The sequence below is a fragment of the Pedobacter polysacchareus genome, assembly GCF_019802255.1.
In the GTDB taxonomy this organism is placed as follows: domain Bacteria; phylum Bacteroidota; class Bacteroidia; order Sphingobacteriales; family Sphingobacteriaceae; genus Pedobacter; species Pedobacter polysacchareus.
In genome coordinates this window covers 707,949-726,266 of sequence record NZ_JAHYSS010000003.1, presented here as the reverse complement: position 1 = coordinate 726,266, position 18,318 = coordinate 707,949, and the positions used below count along the sequence as shown (strand labels likewise).

At 38.6% G+C, this 18,318-nt stretch carries 18 protein-coding genes; 13 read left to right on the top strand and 5 right to left on the bottom strand.

The window, feature by feature from the left end; all coding sequences use genetic code 11:
* Window positions 1-6 precede the first annotated feature (6 nt).
* Complete coding sequence (locus K7X70_RS10735) at window positions 7-414, bottom strand: hypothetical protein (protein WP_222537058.1); 408 nt, start codon at window positions 412-414, stop codon at window positions 7-9.
* A gap of 76 nt (window positions 415-490) precedes the next feature.
* Window positions 491-904 carry a hypothetical protein gene (locus K7X70_RS10730; protein ID WP_222537057.1) on the bottom strand — a complete coding sequence of 138 codons (414 nt, stop codon included), beginning with the start codon at window positions 902-904 and terminating at the stop codon, window positions 491-493.
* 345 nt (window positions 905-1,249) lie between these two features.
* On the opposite strand from K7X70_RS10730, the gene K7X70_RS10725 reads away from it, so the two are divergent.
* Window positions 1,250-1,726: a MauE/DoxX family redox-associated membrane protein gene (locus K7X70_RS10725; RefSeq protein ID WP_222537056.1), complete on the top strand. Its 477-nt coding sequence runs from the start codon at window positions 1,250-1,252 to the stop codon at window positions 1,724-1,726.
* Window positions 1,727-1,744: 18 nt separating this feature from the next.
* Window positions 1,745-2,077 carry a hypothetical protein gene (locus K7X70_RS10720; RefSeq protein WP_222537055.1) on the top strand — a complete coding sequence of 111 codons (333 nt, stop codon included), beginning with the start codon at window positions 1,745-1,747 and terminating at the stop codon, window positions 2,075-2,077.
* A 67-nt stretch (window positions 2,078-2,144) separates the two neighbouring features.
* On the opposite strand, the gene K7X70_RS10715 is transcribed toward K7X70_RS10720, so the two are convergent.
* From K7X70_RS10715 to K7X70_RS10705, 3 genes are read right to left on the bottom strand one after another with little or no spacing between them, the layout of a single operon-like run.
* Window positions 2,145-3,632 carry a TlpA family protein disulfide reductase gene (locus K7X70_RS10715; RefSeq protein WP_222537054.1) on the bottom strand — a complete coding sequence of 496 codons (1,488 nt, stop codon included), beginning with the start codon at window positions 3,630-3,632 and terminating at the stop codon, window positions 2,145-2,147.
* A 1-nt stretch (window position 3,633) separates the two neighbouring features.
* Entirely contained in the window at window positions 3,634-5,013 is a 1,380-nt protein-coding gene (locus K7X70_RS10710; protein WP_222537053.1) for a RagB/SusD family nutrient uptake outer membrane protein, read from the bottom strand.
* 12 nt (window positions 5,014-5,025) lie between these two features.
* Window positions 5,026-8,223: a SusC/RagA family TonB-linked outer membrane protein gene (locus K7X70_RS10705; RefSeq protein ID WP_222537052.1), complete on the bottom strand. Its 3,198-nt coding sequence runs from the start codon at window positions 8,221-8,223 to the stop codon at window positions 5,026-5,028.
* Window positions 8,224-8,827: 604 nt separating this feature from the next.
* Between K7X70_RS10705 and K7X70_RS10700 the strand changes: the two genes are divergently transcribed.
* The 11 genes from K7X70_RS10700 to traK all read left to right on the top strand — a co-directional run bounded on the left by K7X70_RS10700 (window position 8,828) and on the right by traK (window position 18,135).
* Window positions 8,828-9,313 carry a hypothetical protein gene (locus K7X70_RS10700; protein ID WP_222537051.1) on the top strand — a complete coding sequence of 162 codons (486 nt, stop codon included), beginning with the start codon at window positions 8,828-8,830 and terminating at the stop codon, window positions 9,311-9,313.
* A 443-nt stretch (window positions 9,314-9,756) separates the two neighbouring features.
* On the top strand, window positions 9,757-10,638 hold the full coding sequence (locus tag K7X70_RS10695; protein WP_222537050.1) for an RteC domain-containing protein: 882 nt from the start codon (window positions 9,757-9,759) through the stop codon (window positions 10,636-10,638).
* Window positions 10,639-10,733: 95 nt separating this feature from the next.
* A complete protein-coding gene (locus tag K7X70_RS10690) occupies window positions 10,734-11,057 on the top strand; it encodes a hypothetical protein (RefSeq protein ID WP_222537049.1) in 324 nt (107 codons plus the stop codon).
* 115 nt (window positions 11,058-11,172) lie between these two features.
* Entirely contained in the window at window positions 11,173-11,463 is a 291-nt protein-coding gene (locus tag K7X70_RS10685) for a DUF4134 domain-containing protein (protein WP_255607097.1), read from the top strand.
* Between the two features lie 2 nt (window positions 11,464-11,465).
* Entirely contained in the window at window positions 11,466-11,816 is a 351-nt protein-coding gene (locus K7X70_RS10680; RefSeq protein WP_222537048.1) for a DUF4133 domain-containing protein, read from the top strand.
* Window positions 11,810-14,281, top strand: coding sequence for a TraG family conjugative transposon ATPase (locus tag K7X70_RS10675; protein WP_222537047.1), 2,472 nt, complete (start codon window positions 11,810-11,812; stop codon window positions 14,279-14,281). Before K7X70_RS10680 ends, K7X70_RS10675 begins: the two co-directional genes overlap by 7 nt.
* Window positions 14,282-14,327: 46 nt before the next feature.
* Window positions 14,328-15,011, top strand: coding sequence for a conjugal transfer protein TraI (locus tag K7X70_RS10670; protein WP_255607074.1), 684 nt, complete (start codon window positions 14,328-14,330; stop codon window positions 15,009-15,011).
* The gene (locus K7X70_RS10665) at window positions 14,995-15,651 is read left to right on the top strand and encodes a hypothetical protein (RefSeq protein ID WP_222537045.1); all 657 of its coding nucleotides are present in this window, start codon (window positions 14,995-14,997) and stop codon (window positions 15,649-15,651) included. The genes K7X70_RS10670 and K7X70_RS10665 overlap by 17 nt, the downstream gene beginning before the upstream one ends.
* Window positions 15,635-16,282: a TerB family tellurite resistance protein gene (locus K7X70_RS10660; protein WP_222537044.1), complete on the top strand. Its 648-nt coding sequence runs from the start codon at window positions 15,635-15,637 to the stop codon at window positions 16,280-16,282. Before K7X70_RS10665 ends, K7X70_RS10660 begins: the two co-directional genes overlap by 17 nt.
* Window positions 16,283-16,291: 9 nt before the next feature.
* On the top strand, window positions 16,292-17,488 hold the full coding sequence (gene traJ, locus K7X70_RS10655) for a conjugative transposon protein TraJ (RefSeq protein WP_222537043.1): 1,197 nt from the start codon (window positions 16,292-16,294) through the stop codon (window positions 17,486-17,488).
* Between the two features lie 29 nt (window positions 17,489-17,517).
* The gene (gene traK / locus K7X70_RS10650) at window positions 17,518-18,135 is read left to right on the top strand and encodes a conjugative transposon protein TraK (RefSeq protein ID WP_182952635.1); all 618 of its coding nucleotides are present in this window, start codon (window positions 17,518-17,520) and stop codon (window positions 18,133-18,135) included.
* Window positions 18,136-18,318: the final 183 nt, after the last annotated feature.

The window sequence follows — 18,318 nt, the reverse complement described above, 5'->3', positions numbered from 1 at the left end:
GTATTCTTAGTTGATCATCATAGTGCGTAATCGCTTTTTCACCTCTTTCAATAACATAAAAACAAATTGTTTATGATCTTCACTGATAAAGGCGTGGTTTTTCACTCTTTTCGTTAGTTCATCAAACCTGGTTTGTGCCTCATCAGATTCGTAATCGAAATTCACAAATTCATATAATAACGTAACTTTAGGATCTTCTTCAATTTTAATATTGCCAATTAAAACTTGGTGATCAAAGTTGACAGAAGTGAAGCCATCCCTTGATCTGTCGAAATCCGAGATGTAAAAGTTATATACTTTTCGAAGCGTGTCCCTTTTATCTTTGTTGGTGTAACGGCCAGCTTCTCTGCAGGCGTCAATTGTGTTCTTTATTAATATTGCTTCTTCAGGTGTAAAAACGGATTTTCCTTTCATAATTTTAAAAGTTTTCGTGTCAATAGTAAGGATACTTTTGAAAGTAAAAATCTAAGTTACTTTAATGATTTTATTTTTATAAATCTATTAAATTTAATTCATCACCTGTGATAGCGTGGTAAAGATTTTGCAGCTCGTGAACGTTATTGATATTTAATCCTGAATCGATCAATTCATTTTCGCTATTAAACGGATGAATAATATATGTATTTGAATCTAAACAGACCTCCAGCTCGAATTCCGCTGGCAAAGTGAGCCTTGAATCCGTAAATCCAAACCCTTCTAGCCAGCTGCTTGATAAAGGAATAGGGGTAATTTTCTTAGGTATAATGCGAAAAGGTTTAAGTTCACAGAAGTACTGATGCTTTTCACTGACATAGGAGACATGATCAGCATCAATATCAACAACTAAAACTGGGTAACGGCCATAGGTTGCGGTAGTACTTGTGGTATAAACGATATTTCCTTTTCTTAATTCATTTAATTTCATGCTTCGAATAACTATTTTCGGCTACATGAACAACTGTCAATAGAAATCGTTTTCGATAATGAAATTTTCTTCGAACTCAGGAACCAATATTATCCCACCTTGCCATTTGTCCCGTTATCTCTCCTGATTTTAATTTTTGATGAAATCCGGTTTTGGCCGGATTTTTTTTAGTTATAGACCCTTTTTTTTAGTGGTATTCACCGCATTTATTTTTACGGATAGTTCACAACTTAGGGTTGTAGGATTTATGTTTTATAAAAAGAAAGGAGAGCGGTGACAAAGAGTATTGAAGTTTTGTGGACCAAAGGTCTACTGTGGAGGAATCCACAATTAATAATATTTTGAATGATCAAACCTATTACAATGGATATTACAACCGCTAGCAAGTGTAGATTTTGGCTTACAGCGCGTAGCAAAGAAAGAATTGCATTTTTAATAATTCTTGTTTGTTTATTCCTGTTTCTAATTTCTGCGTATGGCAAAATTGAAGACCATGAAATTTTCAAAAGTGGCTTAACTAAAGTTAAGCTTATTGGTACTTATGCAACCTTGATCTCCTGGATGGTACCCATATCAGAGATAGTAGTTTCATTGCTACTGATCATCCCTAAAACTTATAAATGGGGATTATATGGTTTTGTCAGTCTAATGGTTGTTTTTACGGCTTACATTCTGAGTATGTTACTCTGGGAAGAAAAGTTGCCTTGTCATTGCAATCTGATCATTCAAAAATTAAGCTGGACGGCACATTTGTGGTTTAATATGGGATTTATTGCTCTTGCCCTGTGTGCAATATGGCTAATGAAAAAACAACATTCTTAAAAATTTAAAAAGCATATTATGAATACGATAATTTCAAACATCAAAAAAATCGCTTTGAGCCTTCTGGTAGTTGGCTTGGCGGTTGGATTTAGTGCTTTTAAAAGCACTATGACAACTCCATCTGCAAAATTTGCAATTAGCTATTACGGCTGGAATGATGACTTGCAGCAATATCAAAAATTACCAGGTGCCCCATCTGATTTAAGTCGCTGCCAAGTGGTGGGCATCCAAAAATGTGCAGTTTACCTTGATTCGCAGGCTAGTAGTCCAGAAATTATTCCTGTTGCGGATTTGGGAGATTATACTTTAACTCCCTATTCTACTTCTGGAACGGGAAGTTATTTTAATTAATTTTAATTGGGGCAGCGTTGTTATCGCTGCCCCATATTTAATTATTCCCTAATCGTTTAAAAGAAGATCAATCCTTGATTTCTGAAACACCCATTTCAATTAGTCTGATAAGCTCTGCCTGTGCAGCCTCATCTGTAGGAAAGGGAGGCTTTGTAGTGATGAGATTTCCTTCAGAATTTATCAATAAAAGTGTTGGATAGGTGGTGATATTATAATATTTAATGAGTTGTCTCTCTTTATCAGACAGTAGGTTGATGCTATTGGTATGGGTGTAGACTTCTTCGTTAAGAGATTTTAACCAAATTTCTCGATTTGAATCAATACTCACGGAAATGAACATAACTTTTTTATTGTTTTTAAAGTGGTCAAAAACTGGAGTCATCATTTTGTTTAAAATGGCGCATCCCCTGCAGCCGGTAAACCAAAAGTCTATTAATACCACTTTTCCTTTGAAATCACTAAGGCGATGAGACCTCCCATTTGAATCCAATAATGAAAAATTATAGGCCTTAGTATTTGGGGTAAATGCAAGTCTAATTTGTTCGAGAATTTCATGGTATGGTGAGTGCTTTGAAGTCAGAGAATTCCTTTGTTCTAGATAGGCATCAGCATCATTGTAACTTTTAGGAAGGTCGATCATCGCTGTTATCAAGAGCTTTTCCCTTGTTAAACCCTTGTAGCGGTAAGAAATTCGGTCCAGGAGCCGATTAGCGCCTGTCTTGTTAAATCCATCTTTATTAAATTCAATTTCATATTCCATCTTTTCCTTTCTAAATAGAAAGTCCGTAAAATAGGAAGCTTCATTTGCAGCGTCAGAATATCTTATAATCGTATGTTTTAGCTTTTGGTGGTAGTAGTCAACTGCACGTGCTCTTAAATCAGGCCCAAGATCCCTAGATACGGTAATTAAGCTCACGCAATGGTAGTGTTTGAGGCCTAAACATTGAAAATAAAGATAATCGTATAGTTCCACGCTCAATTCATTTTTGTAACGAGCTAAAAGCGCAATTTGGTCTTGGAATTTGCCTTCATATTTGCTGGTCTCTGTATCAAAATAAGCCGGGTCAGATTGAGATAGCTGCTTTTTTGAATGAGCCCTACTTGGTACATCAAAAATTATTGATTGGATATTCATTTTCGCCGCATCTGGTCCATAAAATACTAAAGAATCTTTGAAAAATTTGCATTCAAAAACATCGCCTGCCTCAACCCTGTAGATCCGAGTTGGATTTAAATAATATGAACTGAATTTTCCATCCACTGAATAGTTAATTTTTAAATAGGAGATTTCCGATGGAACTGGTATTTTTCTTCTCATTGTTGGATCAAGATTCGTGAAGTTTACTTTAGAGGAGTTGAACGTAATTTGATAGTTAGAGTAGGTCTGAAATATATCAATTGAGCCATTGAATTTGCTGGATTCATTTGGCTGATCAAATGAGGTAGTTATGGTGATAGCTAAAGGATGTTCTGTTTTACTTCCTTGATGCGCATGGCAGTAGGTAGGGTTTTGAATTGCAAAGAAGGTGATGATAATTAGTAGGATCGTTTTCATATTATCTTGGGTTTTGTTGAATTCCACTTAAGGTTATTTCTTGATTAGGGATTGGAAAGACATATCTAGGGTCGCCTGGAGGAAGTGTATAAGTCACATTATTTATAGATCTTGTTAAAGTGATATTTGCTCCATCCCGATTTAATCGTTTTAAGTCCGACCACCTCAAGCTTTTCCATAGGAGTTCTTTTCTGCGCTCATTTAATATCTTTTGCAGTGCATCCGCGGGGGAGGCAGCTGTTAGTGGTAAAAAGAGATTAGTTTTATAACGGTTTATTAACAATTGATTCAGTTTGTCTATTGCCGTTATTGCGTCCCCTTTTCGTGCGAGACATTCTGCTTTAATTAGATAAATTTCATCTGTAGCCAATCCTGTAAAAGGATAGGATCCTGCGCCTATATAACCTCTTTTTATATTGATTTTACCTAAGGAATTGGTCCTGAAAAAAATGGATTTCCTTAGGTCGTTTTGTTCAAAAAGATGATAAACTTCTGGATTCACCTCAATATCTAACCGGTTTCCCGTTCCTGAGGTTGCTGTATAGGCAATTAGGTGGGTGGTTTGATAAATCACCTCATCAGCATTATATCCAAAGGGAATATCCGATGTGGTGCTCACATTGTTGTAGTTAATTAATTTGTTATGATAGGTTATGGTGCTATCTGCATATACTTCTGCATTATTATAATCTCCCATGTACAAATAGATCCTTGATTTCAGGGCCATCACTGCCGCTTTTGAAGGTCGGTTTTTATTTAAAGGTGGTACATAGGGGTCAAGTACTGAGGCCGCTATATTTAAATCATCAAAAATTTGGTTAAATGTTTTTTTTAAGGAAGACCTTTTTTCAGAAACATCAACATCAGGTTTTAATCGCAATGGAAGTCCTAGATCTGTATCGGCTGTTTCCGGCTGATAGACTTTACAGAAGTTCCTAGCTAAGTCATAATAGGCGTAGGCTCTGACAAAACAAGCCCAGCCACGAATGATTTCACTTTCTTTCTTGTCTGTAAAGGAGCTACGGTTAAGGACATCTAGCACACTGTTTGCATAGAATATTTGGCGAAATGGAAGGTTCCAATCATTGACTTCCTCTCCATCATATAGTTCTTTACTCCATATGTATCCATTTCTTTGAACAGCATTGGGTAATGCTAGATAGTTGCTTGTAGATACGATCAGGTATTCATCGGCAGAAATCTGTGGTAAACCACCAGTAAAACTAATTATATCCGAAGCCTCCAGTAAGCTGCGGAGTTCAACTAATGTGGTTGGGGTTAGGATGTTGGAGGAAGGTTTTTTATCCAGGAATTCTTTTTTACAGGCTCCGCATAATAGAATCATGAGGAATAAGCATGGGTATTTGTATATAGATTTCATAATTACTAAGGTTTAAAATGTTGCACTGATTCCAAAAGAAAATGTCATAGGATTTGAAAGGCTCCCTAGGGAGGTCCCGGAATGATCGGGGTCAATTCCATACTTATTGGCTTTCCATAAATAGCCGAATTCGGTGATGTAGGTGTACACTTTTAGATTTGAAAAATACTTTGCTAATGGCATTATCTGCTTAAGGTTATATCCAATATTTAGATCCTGGAATCTTATGTTGTCTGCCTTGACAACCAAAATGTCTGAATTCGTATAAATGGCGCCCCTTTGAGATATATTTGGATAAACCAGTGCGGGTACATTGGTGAAAGCTTCGTCTCCTTTGTTTTGCCAGCGTAGGTTGTAATCTATATTGCTTTGGAAACCGTTTGCTCCAAAGATTGAAGCATTATTTAGTGAGACTCTTCTGATGAAATAATTAAGCCGATAAGTGATATTGAAGGAGAGATCGAACTGCTTATAGTTGAATGTATTTCTTAAGCTCCCAAAGGTTGTTGGAACAGCGGATCCTATTAGCTTCAAGTTGTTTCTATCTAATGAATTGCTAATACTTGAATATGCTTTGCTTGGATTGTTGTCTAGATATGCCAGTGGATCTCCATCTGAATTAAGTCCAGCCCACTTGTAACCATAGATGCTAAAGTAGGGGTTGCCTTCTACAGGGTTGTTATAGCTTTGGGCTATCAGATTAGAATTGGGATTACGGGAAGCAGTATAAAGGGTAACCTTATCTTTCACCATACTAAAAAGTAATGTTGTATTCCATTTTAGTGTTCGGTTTAGATTAACCGTGTTTATTGTTAAATCCAGTCCTCTGGTTTTTGTATTGGCAAAGTTTCCCTGATAGGTAAGAAGGCCTGTTTGTGGTGCTAAATTCGTGGTTCCAAAAAGGTCTAAACCATATTTAAGATAGGGCTCCAGTGTCCCGGATATGATATTGTTTTTAAAGGCGAAATCTAAACCCAGATTAATCACTTTAACTTTTTCCCATTTTAATGAGGGATTGGGAGGGTTGACAATTAAGCTAAATTGGGAACCATAAGAGTTTGATCCAATAGCTGAAGCTGTTAAATAGGCACTTATGTTTTTGCTCACATTACCCGAATAACCAAAACTTCCCCTGAGTTTCAAAAATGGTATCCAAGGAAGGTCATAAAACTTTTCTTTGCTGATCTCCCATGCAAGTCCTGTAGACCACAGGGGTACACCTTTTTGATTTGGTTTTACCCCAAAAATATTAGATTCGTCTTTTCTAGCACTGACCGTGAGTACATATCGATCTTTAAAGGCATAATTGGCATTCGCATAATAAGATACAAATCTGTCTTGAAGGTAACTACTGGTCTGACCAAGGTCTATTCTTGTTGTACTAGTTGGATCATAAAATAAGGGATAATCATTTGTAAAATTGATCACGCTGTTTGCATGGGTGCCCGTAGAAGGATTATAGCCATAGACTTTTTGCGCAAGGTTGTCTGTACGTCCATCTCTAACCTCCAGACCGCCTATAGCTGTGATTCTATGGTTACCTGAAAGTGTTCTGTCAAAGTTGAGCTGAAACCTTCCGTAATTAGCCACGTATTGAGCTCCGCTATTTGTGAAAATATCTCCATAAGGAACAACTTGTTGTACCGTACCGGTAGTCTTATTGATAGTAGATAAACGATTGATGTAATCTCTGGTGTAATAGGAATCTGCATCATAATTAATTTTTGACACACCGTTTTGTTTTTGGTGTTGATACAAAAAAGTAGCTTTAAAGCCATTGAATATAGTGTAGTTAAGCCCAGCATTAAACGTGTAATTTGTCGTTTTGTATTGAGATCTACTTTGATTCTCATCTAATGGGCGGTAATGCCAATCCAGCAATTTTCCTTTCCCAACAGTATCTACATAGGACAGTCTAAAGAAATTTTTTACAGCGAGTGAATTGCCCTGATCATCAGCTAATCGGTCATAAGGTGATGTTGGAATGTAAGTGTCTCCGGTTTCTGAAGTACTCGAAGTAAAGGATAGACCAGTACTGATCTCCAGTTTATCATTTAATAATAGATAGGAATGATTTGCTGATAGGGTCAACCGATTGTAACTATCGGTTATTTTGGTCATTAGATTCTTATCATACCCAATGGATACAAAGTACTTATTTTTGATTCCGCCTCCTTTAACATTTAATGCATATTGCTGGTTTAAACTAGGGCGGTATAAATATTTCAACATTTCATCCCTTACATCATTTTGCTTCAGTTGATTAATCAGCTTTAGTGAATCTGCTGATGAGATCTTTTTATTTTTTGCTTGATTAAATATTTCCACGGCCGCTGATATGGCAGCGTAACCATTGTTGATCGTTGTATTGTATCCTCCTTTATCATAAATGAACTTTTCTTGCTCGATCCAATCTGATGCGGAAAACCAAGGCATTTGGTGTAGATTAGGTTTATTGCCTACAGTGATATTGGTATTGAAATCAATCTGCTGTTTAGTGGCATACTTCCCCTTGTAAGTGGTAATTACAATTACCCCATTGCCAGCTCGTGTACCCCAGATTGAAGCGGCGGCGGCATCTTTCAATATGTCAATGGTTTTAACATCATTTGGATTAATGTTACTTATTTCACCTTCATAAGGAAAGTTATCCAGGATGATTAGTGGCTTATCCTCCCCATTAATGGTGCTTCGGCCTCTTATATTTAGATCACTTTGTCCACCTTGAGTCTTATTTCTATTAAACAATAAGCCGCTAGCAATTCCATCGAGTCTTTCGAGGATGTTGGTGCTTGTTTTTCGGTTTAATAGGGCACTATCTATGACCACAAAGCTACCAGTAACTCTGTCTCTCGAAATATTCTGATATCCAGTACTAACAATGGAAACCTCGGTTAAGGCATTTGCTGATTCTTGGAGAATGATGTTGATATATCTTGCCTTATTAATATTAAATTGCAGTTCTTTAGTTTGGTAGCCAAGAAAACTTACGATCAATGTGCCGGCGTCGAAACTTGTTTTTATAGTGAAAATGCCATTTTCATCGGTTGTGGATTTCGTAGTTTCTGATTTGATTTTTATAGTGGCACCGGCTAATGGTTTGCCTGAGGTACCCGTGACTTCTCCCTTGAATTCAGTCGTTTGCTGCGCAATAACCTTAATATTTAGGCATAGCATAGCCATTACGAGTAAGTATATCGTTTTTTTCATACAGTTTTTAGGAATAATAAATGGTTAGGTTTTAACGCTTAGGATATAAATATTCGGTACTGTATGGTTATCAAATAGGGGCTTTGGGTTTGATTGAAAAGAGTCGTTCAAGTGGGCTGATTCCACTAAAAGTACAATGTGCATTGACAGTTAATTCCATCTTTTTCAAGATAGAAATGTCAAAGTGAGATTTGGTTTTGTTTTGAGCATTCATGGCTTGTGAATTAACAAGCCTCGCTTGGGTAGCAACCAGAATAAGTGTGGGGCTGCATCCCATGACCCCATTTTGGTTCTCAGGCCTAACGTTACCATGGGTGAACAGCAGACCCCACACTTATCAGTAAGTGCACAAATATAGCACTTCTCTTGATAGTGTCGGGGATTAAATTCTGCTGCCTTGCGTGTAACGGCCTGAGATGGGTCGCAAGACTTTAAATAGCTTTTAATCTTATTTTAATTGTTCCTATTACATAAGTTGATTTATATATACTCAAATATACAAAAATTGTTTCTATTAAAACACAATAAACGGTAATAAAAGAAACTAATCGCATGATAATTGTCTTCCCATGTATGAGAAGGTATTTTTAATAAAAAATATCATTTGAAGAAGATAGAAGAACCTAATGAATTAGGACCGTACTTGGCAAGTTTTAAAATTAGTGGAGCAGAAATTTGCTCTAAAACGGGATTAAGTAAATCTGATTTAAGTAAATTATCTAGTGGAATAACATCTCGATTAACGGCGGATAAGTTTTACCTAATTAATAAGGCAGTCAAGGCTGATTTAAAGAACATGTTAATGGAAGTCTTCCCAAAAGCTAAACTCGTATTAGATTGGAAGAAGGATATTGCAAACAAAAAGCAAGAAAAAACATCAACTCCTCTAGGTTTTTTATTATTAAAAGAAGAAAATAGTAGAGCTATTATTTCAGCTAAAACTGGTATAACTATCGATCGATTAAGAAACCTATCTAACAAATCTAATTCTGAATTACTTGCTATAGAACTGTATTTGATAGAAATGGCCTTAAGTAAAGTTCCAGGAACTATCTTTGAAGAAATTTTTGGTGATAAGGAAGTGATGTAATTTTTTTACCTGTAATAACAGGATATAATTTTCATAAATAAAAACACCATCCTTATTTGGTGAAGAGCAAGCATCAGGAGCTCTCTTATTTATCATTATTCTAGTGTTTGAACTCTTAGCCTCAAGTTTACTAAAAATTGTATTGTTCCAGATGGGCTTCAATTTTTTTTATTCGTAAATAAATTCTAATGGACAGAAATAAGCATTTCCGTCACAAAAATAGCTTTTCATCAGGTATTTTGAATAAAATGAATTATTCAAGGATATTCAAAAAATAAGTCCAAATTGGTTCTAAGGGTTTTCCCTTATTTTATGCAAATCAAGGTTTTCCCTTATAGGGTGCTGTTGCTGTATTGCACATTTTTGAACCATCATTTCACCTGACCTCGTGAAAAGTTGTCGCCAGTGAACAGGCAAGTCAGGCTTAATCAATCTATATTTCTATGAATGATGGCATGAATGAAAATGCGCTTAGAGCGTTTACAGTTTTAGAGGAGGAGTTGAAAATCCTCTCACAATCTAAAGGACATCACAACGCTATTTTGCGAGATCAGGAGTCACAGATTTTCTCCGTTTTAGGAGATTTAAGGATTCTTCATCCTTTTGATGATCCAGTATTGGAGATCAATTTCCACAAACACTTGTATCCTAGTTTTAGAAGTTTGTTGATTTATTACCAGGAAAAGCACTTGGTATATTCGGCGTTACCTCATGATAATTTGTGTTTGCTTAAAAGGCATTACCAAGCGGAACTTCAAAGGATTGCCCGCTTTTTTGACGCTTATGCTTTTCATTACAAGTATTTCAGTTTAAAAGGCCAGGAGCTTGATGTTCTGTTTTTTACGGAGAATGCAGATCCTCAAAATGTATTGCTTCCGGTTGTGCCAGCTTATGAGCCTGCTGATAGTACGGTAACTGCGGAGTTGTTTGCCAAATTCATGGCTTATGAGCGGCTACGAACAGACCTACTGTCGTTATTGTATGAACTCGAACCTAAACGAAGCTTATCCAGTACCACGGTAGACAGGTTTGGTAAATTACGGAAACCCTTTAAATGGACCGGTGAGACAATCAATTTGATCGAGGTTGCCCATGCCATTCATTTAAACAAACAGATTAATGAGGGAGAGATTGGCATCGTCGAGTTTTTTGAAGGACTCGGTGAATTTTTCGGGGTAAACCTGGGTGTTCCTAAGAAAGGTTTTGATAATATGAAGTCCAGGAAGCGGCTGAGTAGGACACAGTTTCTGGATCTGATGCGTGACTCGGTTATAAAAAAGATGGACGATGAGGATGACTGGGGAAGCGTAAGAGGCCTTTTGTAGGCTATTTATCCCATATGGGAAATGAAGTTTTGTAATCTCTGAACCTTTGCTTTTGTATTCCCGGCACAATGGGGTGCCGGGAGAAGTAAAGGTCTATGATACTACAATATTTTTCATGGCAGGGAGTACTGGTTGTCTTTCTTGTCTTTTCAATTGTATGGTATGCGGCTGTCTTGTTGCTGTTTTACCGAAAGGATTTGTCTGTGTTTTTTAATTCTAAGATTCTGGCGTCCAGTATACCCTTACAACAGCCGGCCTCTGCCGATAAAAAGGTTGGTGTAGTTTCTGTGGAAATAGATACAGCTGACGATAGGGAAGCTGAAATAATGGGAAAGAGTAGGCTACCAGAAGGGATGAGCATTATTAGTGCTGATTTGATCAGATTCTCTGCTCAGGTGGCAGCTGCAAGCCCAGGGTAATTTATTCTTGCTTTTCGATTACCAATTCAAGGTCCTTTTTCCACGCTATCTATAATCCTTCCATATGAGTTTTCCTCCATCTTCTAAAAAGAGAATGCTGGCCAGTTCCTGGCTAATGGCCATCGTGCTTTGTGTCTTAAATGTGTTGCAAAGCATGATACTTTACGCTCAAAGTGGTACTGCAGGTATTCAGCAGGCCACCACCGAGGTCAAAAGCTATTTCAATTCCGGGACTAACCTGATGTATGCCATTGGCGCTGTTGTGGGACTAGTAGGTGCAATCAAGGTATTCAATAAATGGAATGCTGGTGAGCCTGATACTTCGAAAGTGGCTTCTGCCTGGTTTGGCTCATGTATTTTTCTGGTAGTTGTGGCTACCGTTTTAAAGTCTTTTTTCGGGGTTTAATCATGGCTAGCATCTATCATATCAACAAAGGGGTTTCTAAGCCTATTGAATTCCGTGGGCTAAAAGGGCAATACATTGCATGGCTTGCGATAGGTTTGGTGTTGCTGCTGATTGCTTTTGCAGTCTTGTACTTGTTGCGAGCAGGCCTTATCGTGATTTTACCAGTAATACTGGGCTTAGGAAGTTTGCTTTTCTTTATGGTTTTTCGTTTAAGTCATCGGTTTGGTGAGCATGGGTTGATGAAGCTTATGGCAAAACGTGGTTTACCTAAGAGCTTGATCTTTCGTTCCCGCAGGTTATTTACCGGGTTAAAAAGTTCAGCTATTCATTTAGATAATAAGAAATCATGGTAGAAGCAGCAGATATTTTTCCACTTCACAAAGTGGAACACAATGCGATCATTTCCATGCATGGGGATATTACCATTGCTTACAGGTTGTCTCTACCAGAGATTTTCACATTATCTGACAGAGATTATGAGAATTATCACCAAAGCTGGGTAAAGGCCATACGGGTATTGTTACCGCATACGGTTTTTCATAAGTCTGATTGGTTTTTTGAAAGCGCATATCGGGCAGATTATGAAAAGGCTGGGAATGATGTACTTTCCAGGAGTAGTGAAGCTTTCTTTAATGAGCGGGAATTTATGGAGCATGAATGTTTTGTGTTTCTGACCATGAAACCATCTGCAAGGAAACTTTCAAGTTCGTCATACAGTAATATCCTTAGGAAATCTATTGTTCCAACACAAGTGATGTCCTCTGGTTTATATGGAGATTTTTTGGATGCTGCGGGGCAGTTTGAGCGGATATTAACTGATAGTGGTTATGTGACTTTAGAGCAGTTAGGTGATGATGCCCTTTCTGGGACAGCGAATCAACCCGGGATTATTGAACGTTATTTATTCTTATTGCCTAAAGACGGGGCTGCTGGAATCCGGGACATTCATATCGATAGTGGAATCAAAATCGGTGATCAGTATGCCGATCTATACAGCCTTTCTGATACGGCCGATTTGCCAGCAATGGTGGGGAGCAGGATTAATTACGATAAGTATAGCACCGACCGTACTAAGTTTTCTGTTGGTTATGCTTCACCTCTGGGAGGACTTTTGAACTGTAATCACGTATTTAATCAGTATCTATTTATTGAGGATGAACAGAAGACTTTAAAACGGCTTGAATCTAAGAAACTTCGTTTGCAGTCTTTATCTGCTTACTCCCGTGAAAATGCCATTTCAAGAGATAGCGTCAATGATTTTTTAAACGAAGCGATTGCCTTAGGAAGACAGCCTGTTAAAGCCCATTTTAACCTTTTAGTTTGGGCAGATGAGGCGTTCAAAATGAAAAAATGTAAGAATCTGGTTAGTGCAGCAATGGCGCAATTGGATGGGGTAGCCAAGTTGGAGACTGATGGAGCTGCACAGATATGGTTTGCAGGTTTGCCGGGAAATCAGGCAGATTTCCCGATGAATGACACTTTTGACACTTTCATTGAGCAGGCCACATGTCTTTTTAATCTGGAAAGTAATTACAGGTCTTCTTTAAGTCCTTTTGGAATTCGTCTTGGGGATCGTTTGACTGGGAAACCGGTACATGTGGATATTTCTGACGAGCCCATGCAACTGGGATGGACCTCAAACCGTTCAAAAATGCTGATCGGTGGCTCTGGATCGGGGAAATCCTTTCTGGTAAACCACATCATACGCAGTTACCATCAGCAGGGAGCTCACTGTGTGTTGATTGATATTGGTCATAGTTATAAAAGTCTTTGCGAGCTGCTAGGAGGTTATTACTTCACCTATTCTGAAGCTAGCCCAATTCAGTTCAATCCCTTTTTTCTAGCAGAAGGAGAGGCGTTGGATACTGAGAAAAAAGAGAGCATAAAGACCTTACTGTTAGCGCTTTGGAAAAAGGATGATGAGCCTTATCGTAGATCAGAATATGTAGCGATTTCAAATGCATTGACTGGCTATTATGCTTATTTAAGCCAGTACAACGATGTTTTTCCTTGTTTCAATTCCTTTTATGATTACCTGATGAATGAATATTTAAAGGTATTGGAGGATGGTAAGGTTAAAGAAAAGGATTTTGACATCAGCAATTTCCTTTATGTGTTAAATCCATATTACCGTGGAGGAGAATTTGATTATTTGCTCAATGCCTCCCAGAACTTGGATATGCTGCATGAACGCTTTATTGTCTTTGAGCTGGATAATGTAAAGGATCATCCGATCCTGTTTCCTGTGGTGACACTGGTCATTATGGAGCTCATCATTTCTAAAATGAGGAAGCTTAAAGGGATTCGAAAGGTGGTACTGATTGAGGAGGCCTGGAAAGCGATAGCTAAAGAAGGAATGGCCGAGTACATCCAGTATTTATACAAAACCATGCGTAAATTTTATGGAGAACCGATAGTAGTAACACAGGAAATCGAGGACATCATTTCTTCACCTATTGTCAAACAAGCCATCATCAACAATTCCGATTGCAAGATCCTGCTGGACCAGAGTAAATATCAGAACAAGTTTGACCTTTTACAGGAGCTTTTAGGTCTGGATGATAAACAGAAAGCGCAGATTTTATCGATGAACAAAGCAAATGATCCTACTCGAAAGTACAAGGAAGTATTTATCGCTTTGGGGCAGCAGCACAGTAAAATTTATAGAACTGAGGTTTCCATGGAAGAGTACCTCTGCTATACCACCGAAGAAAAGGAAAGGGTGATGGTACAGGAGTATGCTCATAAGTACGGTAGTATGCAAAAGGGGATACTGATGTTGGCTGAGGAGCTCAGGGCTAAAAACAATAAACATTAAAGAGGTTGTAAATAATCAAGTTTTGGATATGAATATAGTTAAGCTTATGAAACAATATATGGTCATTCTGCCATTAAGTACGATGACGCTATTTGTGGCTTTGCCCAAAGGCGCGACCGCACAGGTAGCTGTCCTGGAAGTAATCCGGGCAGGGGTAAAGAAGGTAATCAAAGCTGTTGATTTGAAGATCCAGCGTCTCCAGAATGAAACCATCTGGCTGCAAAATGCACAGAAGGCTTTGGAGAATCAACTCTCTAAGCTAAAGCTCGGAGAAATCGCAGACTGGACGGAAAAACAGCGTGATTTATATCAGGGCTATTATCAGGAACTCTGGAAGATCAAATCTGCCATCACCTATTACAAAAGAATTAAGGATCTGACTGGGCGGCAGGTGGCCATCATGGATGAATATAAATGGGCCTGGAACCTGTTCAAAAAAGATAAACATTTTACTGCGGCCGAATTAGATAATATGGAAAAGATTTATGCTGGGATACTGGAGGAGAGTATAAAGAATATTGATCAGGTTCTGCTGGTGGTGAATTCCTTTAAGACTCAGATGTCTGATGCTAAACGGCTGGAAATTATTAATGAGGCAGCTGAAAAGATGGATGTCAATTATACTGATCTCAAACAATTTAATGGACAAAATATTGGTCTGAGTATCGGGCGCGCTAAATCATTGGATGAGATCGTGACTTTAAAGGAAATCTATGGCATCGAAAACTAAACTTTATGGGTTGGCGTTATTGCTTGCCTTCGGATTGTCTGGTTTTTCAGGGACAGTACTGGGGCAAACCTTTGGAGAGTTTTTTAAGCAAAAGAAGACGCAAAAACGATACCTTTTACAGCAAATTGCCGCGCTACAGTTTTATATCGGGCAGGCCAAAAAGGGCTATGAGTTAGTGGGATATGGTCTTAATACCATCAAGGATTTTAGTAATGGAGAATTCGGATTGCATCGCACTTTCATATCCTCATTAAAGCTGGTTAGTCCTCAAATCTCTGGCCATTTTAAAGTAGCAGAGATTATTGCCGATCAAGCTTCGATTCTAAAATCCTTTAACCGGATTAATGGGAATGGGTTATTGACGACAGAAGCTAAGTTGTATGTACGGGAAGTACAGGCGGGTGTCATTGAGGAATGTTTGAAAGATCTGGAGGAGCTTGCTTTAGTTGTGGTTTCAGGAAAAGTAGAAATGACCACTGACCAGCGGATTATTCGGCTTGATAAGCTATCTGCGGCCATGCGGGAGAAGCTGGAGTTTAGCCAGGATTTTTGTCAGGAAGTTTATGCATTTGTTCAGGCCAAGGAAAATGAAATTATATCTATTCAAAAGTTAAAATATCATTATGGGATCATTGAATAAATCAAAACGGCTATGTGTTTGCTTTGGACTCATGCTGCTATTGCTGAGTGCACCTGTTCAGCTGAAGGCACAATCTACCGAGGTCCAGCAACTGCTTCTGAATGTAGAGAAACTAAGCCAGTTGAAAAATATTCTTCAGGACATGAAAAAGGGCTGGACTGTAGTTAGTGGGGGCTACAACCTGATTCGGAACATTTCTAAGGGTAATTTCTCTTTGCATGAGTTTTTCCTCGATGGTTTAATGTTAGTCAGTCCGGAAGTGAAAAAATACAGAAGGGTCGCCGACATCATAACCTACCAGAAGAACATCATTACTGAATATAGGGCTGCTTTTGTTCAGTTCAGGTCTTCAGGTGCCTTTAACATGGATGAGTTGGAATATTTAGGCAGAGTTTATCAGCAGTTATTTGAGGAAAGTGTGGATCACATCGATGAGCTGTTAATGGTGATCACTTCCTCCAAACTGCGAATGAGTGATGATGAACGGCTTCGGGCTATCGACGAGATTTTTGAGCGGGTACAGGATAAACTGATGTTTCTGAGAAGCTTCAATACCGAGACTAGTTTGCTGGCCGCTCAGCGGGAAATTCAGCAGCGAGAGTTGCGCGAGGTGATGAGTTTATATCCTTAAATCTATTTTATGTATACAAGAACGCTTATTTGTTTATTAATGCTGCTGGGAATTTTCGGATTTCCAATTGGAGTGTATGCCCAGGGAGCTGCAGGCTATTTGGGTGGGTTACAATCGGTACTGGATAAGGTTTATGCGGAGATGATTCCGCTTTGTTCGGACATGATTAGTCTAGGGAGAGCTGTAGCTGGCTTTGGCGCCCTATGGTACATAGCCAGTAGAGTTTGGCGACAGATTGCCTCCGCTGAACCAGTGGATGTATATCCTTTGTTGCGTCCTTTTACGCTTGGTCTTGCTATTTTATTGTTTCCTGTACTGCTGAGTGTAATGAACGGTGTGCTCAGTGTAACTGTTGCCGGAACATCAGCAATGAAACTGAATTCTGATTCCGCGATAAAGGCTTTGCTGAAAAAGAAGGAATTGGAATTGAAGAAAACAGACAATTGGAAGGCTTATGTGGGCACAGATGGGGGAGGTGATAGGGCAAAATGGTATAAACTCAGTCATCCTAACAAAACCTCCGGAACTGATGAAGGCTGGATGGAAAGTATTGGAAATGACATCAAGTTCTGGGCTGATCGGCAGGATTATAAAATGCGACACGGCTTTAAGCAGTTTATTTCTGAGGTGTTGGAATTGCTTTATCAGGCTGCAGCACTTTGCATCAATACCATGAGAACCTTTTTTCTGATTGTCCTTGCCATACTTGGGCCTATTGTTTTAGGTTTAGCAGTCTATGATGGTTTGCAGCATACATTAACGGTTTGGATCGCCAGGTATATCAATATTTTTCTATGGCTACCAATCGCCAATATTTTTGGTGCCATTCTGGGAAAAATCCAGCAGAACATGTTAAAACTTGATATTTCAGAAGTCCAGCAGAGTGGGGATACCTTTTTCTCTAGTACGGATACCGCTTACTTGATATTTATGATCATTGGAATCCTGGGTTATTTCTCTGTGCCAACGGTAGCCAATTACGTGGTACATGCAGGCGGTGGTAACTCGATGTTGAGCAAAGTCAATTCTATGGTAGTGAGCACTGGAGCTGCGGCTATGGGGACGGTGAGCGGAATGGCCGCCTCAAAAGGAAAATCTGGGGGCATGGTTGCCGACAGAAATGGAGATGGCCATCGCAACACTGCCTATGGAATGGCAGAAGGATCCGGTCAGGATTATTTTCGTGATAAGCTCTCGGGCAAATAACTATCATTCTTTCATCAAATCCATTTATCATGTTTACACAGTTTAAAAATATTGATACGGCATTTCAGCACATCAAAAGGTTCAGCATTTATCTGATCCTGGCTAATGTGCTTATCCTTTGTTTTGGCATTTATAAAAGTTATGAGTTTGCCAACAAGGCTCAGAGCAGGATACATATTTTGTATAATGGTAAAGTTCTGGAGGCCATAGCAGCAGACCGGAAATCCAATATCCCTGTAGAATTACGCGACCATATCAAAACCTTTCACCAGTATTTTTTTAGTATGGATCCTGATGAAAAGGCCATACTGTCCAACATGACAAAAGCACTTTATCTGGCGGATGAATCAGCAAAGAGACAATACGACAACCTTAAAGAATCAGGTTATTACAGCAATTTGATTTCAGCGAATATTAGTCAGGAAATTGAAGTGGATAGTATAGCACTTGATTTAAATGCATACCCATATCAGTTTAGGTGTTATGCTACTCAAAAGTTGATCCGATCCAGTAGCACGGTATTGCGGAAACTGGTAACAACAGGGGAAGTCAGGGACTTAAAAAGCCAGACTGATAACAATCCACATGGTTTTCTGATCCAGCGCTGGGAGACGATCAGTAATTTGGATGTACCCTTAAATCTTTAAGGCCATGAGATTCTATAAATCAATTCGCAAAAGCATTATTCCAGTTCGTCCCTACCTATTTAAGCCTGGTATAGCTAGGAGAATACATGTCTTTCAACGGAGTATTGCTGATGCTTTGAATCATAAAATTAACGGTCGTTTCAGGAGCTATTGGATCTACGCCTTATTGTTGACTCTATTGGT